The sequence below is a fragment of the Bacteroidales bacterium genome, from assembly GCA_021157585.1.
Taxonomy (GTDB): Bacteria; Bacteroidota; Bacteroidia; order Bacteroidales; family UBA12170; genus UBA12170.
Genome location: JAGGWH010000130.1, coordinates 1 through 6,303 on the forward strand (window position 1 = coordinate 1; position 6,303 = coordinate 6,303).

Here is a 6,303-nt window from a genome sequence, read left to right on the forward strand (position 1 = left end):
ATTAATCTATAAAGAATAATGCAGCAAATTAAGTAAATTTAAAGCAATGAAAATAAAAACGCGAAAGTTTAAAGTAAAAAAGGTATTCTAATAAGAATCAATATTTAGTATTGTCATATTAATATAGGTAAATCATTATAAATATAAATATCTCATACTCAATATTAAATAAATTTTAATTTATATGATACAATAAGAAATTTAACTATTTAAAGCAATTTTTACTTTAACTGAAATAAAATTTTAATCTGCTAATGACTAAATAGGACTTTGCCAAGACTTTTTATTCTTTTGGGTAATTTTATCTTGTGTTTGCGGACAAGGGATTTTTTTCTTTTTCATTGCCTTATTATGTCCTATTTGTGTTTGAGGAAATTGTTTTTTCTTAGAAAAAAACAGCTGTACTCCCAACCCTAAAATAACAAAGCCGAGAAGAATTGAACTTATTAGTATAAGCTTTAAGAGCATAATTAATAATATAAAGTACAAACCAAACGCCGTCCGTCGGCATTATTTCTAAATTCACCCAAATAAATTCCTTGCCAAATACCTAATGCCAAACGACCATTAATAATAGGGATATTGAGTGAAGTGCCTATTAATGAACTTTTAATATGTGCAGGAAGATCATCATCGCCTTCAAAAACATGAATATAATCCTTATCTCTTTCGGGGACCAGTTTATTAAAAACCGTCTCAAAATCTACCCTAACACTTGGATCTGCATTTTCATTAATGGTAATTCCCGCAGAAGTATGTTTAATAAACAAATTCAATATCCCCGATTTAGGCAAGTTAGGGAGTCCCGATATAACATCAGCAGTAATTAAATGGAAACCCCTACTTCTTGGTTTTAGTCGAATTTCTTTTTGGATAATCATGGTGCAAAGTTAAGAAATTTGGGCATAAAAAACCCCTGTAAGAATTGTTTTACAGGGGTTTTTGTTTAATAATTATTTCGCTTTGTTAGCGATATCTTCTAACATTGCTGTAGTCAATGACTTTGGACGCTCAAGAGCATATCCTAAAGCTCTATCCCAAGTAATATTAGCTAATACACCAATAGCACGACCAACACCAAACATAACAGTATAGAAATCGTACTCAGTAATGCCATAGAACCACTGGATAACACCTGATTGTGCATCTACATTTGGCCATGGATTCTTAGCTTTTCCTTGTTCAACCAAAATATCAGGAACTACACGATAAAGCATATCTACATATTTGAAAATTTTATCATCTGGTAAATGCTTTTCACAGAATTCACGTTGTGATTGGTAACGAGGATCTGTCTTACGCAATACAGCGTGACCAAAACCAGGAATTACCTGACCACTATTCAATGTATCCCAAACAAACTGCTTCATCATTTCTTCAGTTGGTTCTTTTCCGTCTAGCTTATCCATTACGCCTTGTAACCAACGTAAAACTTCTTGATTAGCTAAACCATGTAATGGACCTGCTAAAGCATCCATCCCTGCTGATAATGAATAATAAGCATCAGAAAGTGTTGAAGCTACCAAGTGAGTTGTGTGAGCAGAAGCATTTCCGGATTCATGATCAGAATGAAGAATGAAATACATACGAGCAACATCATCATAAGGAGCAGCAATACCCATCATGTGAGCAAAGTTACCACCCATATCTTGTTCAGGATCTTTTGCAATAATATCTCCGTTCTTATACTTATAACGATAGATAAATGCAGCTATTTCAGGTAAACGAGCTAATAAATCAGTAGAATCTTCATACATAGTTTCCCATGCAGTCATTTTGTTAAATCCTTCTTCATAGAATTTAGCAAATTTGCTCTCTTTTTCCATTGCTAAAATAGCAGTAGAAAACATAACCATTGGATGAGTGTCTTTTGGAAGCGCACGCAATACATCGTAAACGTATGAAGGAACTTCGCTACGTTTTTTGAAATCTTCAACAAGTTCTAGAGTTTCTTCCATTGTAGGAATTTCTCCTGTTAACAATAAATACCAAAAGCCTTCTACATAAGGATAATCTTTTCCCTCTGGCTTTGGTAATGCTGCCATAGTTTCGGGAATTGTATAACCACGAAAACGAATACCCTCCATTGGATCGAGATAAGAAATATCCGTTACCAAACTACGAACACCACGTGCTCCGCCAATTGCCTGACTAATAGTTACTTCTCCAACTTTTACATCACCAAATTCTTTAAGTAATTTGGTAGTTCTTGGTCTGTGCTCTTCAATTTTTTGAGCTAATTTTGTTTTTAAGGTTGACATATCATTTAAGTTTTTGTTTTATTAAGCTTAGCTTTTAAGCCTTCGTTTAGAGTAACTAAAAATTTTAACAGGTTGTTCGACATTCTTCTTTCTAACCCTCAATATAAATTATAGTTACTATATTTTTTTCATTTTTACTTTCTAATGCAATAATACAAGCTTAGGCTATATATTGTTGTTTTATTTTTTATCTCTCTTCAATCCATTTTTATCTAAAAACGGTCTTTTTTAATATCCAGCTGATTATCAGGCATTTGCCAAACAAGCCGAAAAACCAAGTAAATGTACTAAAATTTTACTATGCGAGCATAATAAAATGTTAAAAAAATTCATTCTAAATAAAAGCGGCTACACCTTAACAGACGTACAAAACAGCTAATATTTAATAGTTATTTTTTTAGTAATAAAATTGCAGTAATTTTGATAGCAAAACGCATTTTATTAACTGATTTTTGTCAATATAAAAAATATCTACTGTTAGAAATATTCAAAACAATAATAGAGTTAAAACAAATAAGAGAATTCCCAATATCATTAAAATAAGAGAAAATGGAAAAATATCTTTGGCTTTCAAACCGGTTATTCCAAGCAAAGGTAATGCCCAAAAAGGCTGAATCATATTGGTTAATTGATCGCCATAAGCCAAAGCCATAACTGTTTTAGGAATAGAAACCCCTAAATTTAAAGCAGCCTCAACCACAATAGGACCTTGAATAATCCACTGACCTCCACCGGAAGGAACAAATATATTTACTATTGCTGCGCTTAGCATGGTATAGAAAGAAAAAGTTGAAACCGTTGAAATATCAAGAAAGAACTGAGTGAATAATACATACAATCCAGAATATTTCATAACTCCCATTATTCCTGCATACAAAGGAAATTGAATTAAAATACCAACCGAACTTCCAATGGCATTTTTAGCAGCCTGTAAAAACTCCGCGATAGAACCCTGCGCTAAAATGGCCAAGCCAAACAATACTATATTGATATAATTTAAGTTGATAAAACTTAAACTTTTGGAGACAAACACCGTGTATATTGGGATTGTCAAAAGCAAAAGAGCAAAAAACTTTGAAAAAAATTGAGAATAATCTAGTCGCTCCGCACCTCCTGGCTTAGTTATTTCAGATGACAATATTTTCTCATCTCCCCTTAACTTCAGCTCCGAAACTTGTATTTTAGATCCTATCAAATAAAAAAATACCGGAATAATTATAAGTAAAATACCGGAAGCAAATAAGTTCATATTAGAAAAAATAGTCTCGGATAAAGAAATTTGACCTATTCGCTCAACTAAAAAATGATTCGCCTCAGCAATCTTTAAAGGTGCAGATCCCGACAAGCCTCCATGCCAAACCATCATGCCGGAATATGCAGCAGCTCCTAAGAGTCCATAATTGAACTTAAAGCCTTTATCTGAAAATGCTTCCGCAATTTTCCGAGCAAAAATGGCTCCAAATACCAAACCTAAACCCCAATTAAATAAACTTATCAATATTGTAACAAAACTCAGCAAAGCTGCCGCTTTTGCATTCGTATCCACTAATGCAGTTAACTTTACAATAAAACGATTTATGCTTTTTGATAATGCCAACACATAACCTAAAACCAAGATTAAAATCATTTGCATGGTAAATTCCATTAAGGACCAAAATCCCAAATTCCAAAAACTCAGAATATCAATTGCTCTTTTTGTATACCCAATTTCATCTGGTTTATAAATCACAGCCAAAACAAAAGTCAAAAGAGTAAGTAAAATAGCAATACTCATTGGCGAGGGAAGCATTTTCTGAAAACCTCCCATTATTTTCTTCGAAAAATTCATTTTAATTATTTGTATCAAAAATACAAAAAGAAGAATTTGAAACAAAATCAGATAATTGCAATCATTTTTTTTATTTTGAATGATTCTAAATTATGTTTTTTTAGTATCTTTGCAACGAAAATATTAAGCGAAAAAACAAAGTAAAAATCTTTATTCACTGTTTTTACAAAAAGAATATAAAGAAAATGCAAAAGGATAAAAAATTCAGCATCAAAAAAACCGATAAAAAAACACTTGAAAAGTGGTACCGGTTAATGGTTTTAGGTCGGAATTTAGATGAAAAAGCACCGAATTATTTAAAACAAGCCTTGGGTTGGTCTTACCATGCACCTTATGCAGGTCACGACGGAATCCAATTGGCTATTGGTCAAATTTTTGAAGCAGAGAAAGATTTTCTCTTTCCTTATTACCGGGATATGTTAACGGTTCTATCAGCGGGGATGACAGCTGAAGAAATAATTCTAAACGGGATTTCCAAGGCAGCTGATCCATCTTCTGGAGGGCGACATATGTCCAACCACTTTGCTAAACCCGAAATCAATATCCAAAACGTATCGTCTTGTACTGGTAATCACACCTTGCATGCTGTTGGAGTAGCACGTGCCATAAAACTAAGCAATACCAAAGCCGTTGCTATCAGTTCTCAAGGAGAATCCTCTGTCTCAGAAGGTTATGTTTACGAAGCTATCACGGGTGCAGATAAAGAGCAATTGCCGGTTATCTTTGTTATTCAAGATAATGGATATGGCATCTCTGTACCTAAAAAAGACCAAACCGCTAACCGGAAAGTGGCCAATAATTTCTCTGGATTTAAAAATCTAAGTATCATCCATTGTAATGGTAAAGATGTTTTTGATTCGATGAATGCGATGGACGAAGCCAAAAAACATGTTCTAGAAACTGGCAAACCTGTTATTTTACAAGCCAACTGTGTCCGCATTGGATCGCATAGTAATTCAGATGCCCATGAACTTTATCGCGATGAATTTGAACGTAACTACGTAAAAGAATACGATCCATTAACTAAGTTTCGTCGACTTCTAATTCGTTATAATCGTTTTACTGAGGAAGAATTAACAGCCATTGAGGCTGAAGCCAAACTAATTGTAAAAAAAGCACATAAAGTTGGTATCACTTCTGCCGATCCTTCACCTGATAGCATTTACGATTTTGTTACTCCCGCTGCATTCCAAGCCGTAAAATATCCAGCAGGCCTTCATAAACAAACCGAAGGAAAGAAAATTAAATTTATTACTGCTCTCAACGAAACTTTAAAAGCAGAATTCCGCTTAAATCCCGAAACCTACCTTTACGGACAAGATATAGCCAATAAAGACAAGGGAGGCATTTTCAATGTTTCCAAAGGCATGCAACAAGAGTTTGGGAAAAAGCGTGTTTTTAATGCCCCCATTGCTGAAGATTTTATTGTTGGAACAGCCAACGGAATGTCGCGCTTTAATGATAAAATGCGCATAGTTGTTGAAGGTGCAGAATTTGCCGATTATTTCTGGCCTGCTATGGAGCAACTCGTTGAATCATCGCATGAATATTGGCGTACAAACGGAAAATTTGCCCCCAATATCACCATCCGTTTAGCTTCCGGTGGATATATTGGTGGCGGCTTATACCACTCTCAAAATATTGAAGCCACCTTAACTACATTCCCTGGAATTCGGGTAGTTTATCCTTCCTTTGCCGATGATGCAGCAGGACTTTTAAGAACAAGTATTCGCTCAAAAGGGATAACACTCTTCTTGGAACCTAAAGCACTTTATAACGATCCAAAAGCGGAAGCCATTGTCCCTGATGATTTTGAAGTCCCCTTTGGAAAAGCAAAAATTCACAGAGAAGGTACAGATATGACCTTAATTACTTACGGAAATACTACGGCTATGAGTATTGAAGTCGCCAAAAAATTGGCAGATGAAACCGGAGCAAGTATTGAAGTTATTGATTTACGGTCTTTATTACCCCTCGATACGGAAACGATTATCGAATCGGTAAAGAAAACCAATAGAGTACTTGTGGTACACGAAGACAAAGTGTTTAGTGGCTTTGGAGGCGAAGTTGCAGCACAGATTGCTGCTGATGCTTTTGAGTATTTAGATGCTCCAATCAAACGTGTTGGTGCAACTTTCACTCCCGTTGGATTTAACCGGATATTGGAAAAAGCGACCCTTCCAAATACTGAAAAGATTGAACAAGCTGTTAAAG

Annotated in this window: 5 protein-coding genes; 1 reads left to right on the plus strand and 4 read right to left on the minus strand. The window is 34.5% G+C overall.

The window, feature by feature from the left end:
* Nucleotides 1-258 precede the first annotated feature (258 nt).
* The 4 genes from J7K39_09095 to J7K39_09110 all read right to left on the minus strand — a co-directional run bounded on the left by J7K39_09095 (nt 259) and on the right by J7K39_09110 (nt 4,089).
* Nucleotides 259-468 carry a hypothetical protein gene (locus J7K39_09095; protein ID MCD6180044.1) on the minus strand — a complete coding sequence of 70 codons (210 nt, stop codon included), beginning with the start codon at nt 466-468 and terminating at the stop codon, nt 259-261.
* Between the two features lie 2 nt (nt 469-470).
* The gene (locus tag J7K39_09100) at nt 471-881 is read right to left on the minus strand and encodes a YjbQ family protein (protein ID MCD6180045.1); all 411 of its coding nucleotides are present in this window, start codon (nt 879-881) and stop codon (nt 471-473) included.
* Nucleotides 882-953: 72 nt separating this feature from the next.
* Nucleotides 954-2,261: a citrate (Si)-synthase gene (locus J7K39_09105; protein ID MCD6180046.1), complete on the minus strand. Its 1,308-nt coding sequence runs from the start codon at nt 2,259-2,261 to the stop codon at nt 954-956.
* Nucleotides 2,262-2,748: 487 nt separating this feature from the next.
* Nucleotides 2,749-4,089, minus strand: a complete 1,341-nt coding sequence (locus J7K39_09110; GenBank protein MCD6180047.1) for a short-chain fatty acid transporter — start codon at nt 4,087-4,089, stop codon at nt 2,749-2,751.
* 185 nt (nt 4,090-4,274) lie between these two features.
* Here J7K39_09110 and J7K39_09115 point away from each other — a divergent pair.
* Nucleotides 4,275-6,303 (plus strand): 2-oxoisovalerate dehydrogenase (locus J7K39_09115; protein ID MCD6180048.1); only part of this gene is annotated, 2,029 nt, incomplete at its 3' end.

Coding starts and splice junctions, on each gene's coding strand:
- J7K39_09095 (MCD6180044.1), bottom strand. CDS start 468: ATGCTCTTAAAGCTTATACTAATAAGTTCAATTCTTCTCGGCTTTGTT.
- J7K39_09100 (MCD6180045.1), bottom strand. CDS start 881: ATGATTATCCAAAAAGAAATTCGACTAAAACCAAGAAGTAGGGGTTTC.
- J7K39_09105 (MCD6180046.1), bottom strand. CDS start 2,261: ATGTCAACCTTAAAAACAAAATTAGCTCAAAAAATTGAAGAGCACAGA.
- J7K39_09110 (MCD6180047.1), bottom strand. CDS start 4,089: ATGAATTTTTCGAAGAAAATAATGGGAGGTTTTCAGAAAATGCTTCCC.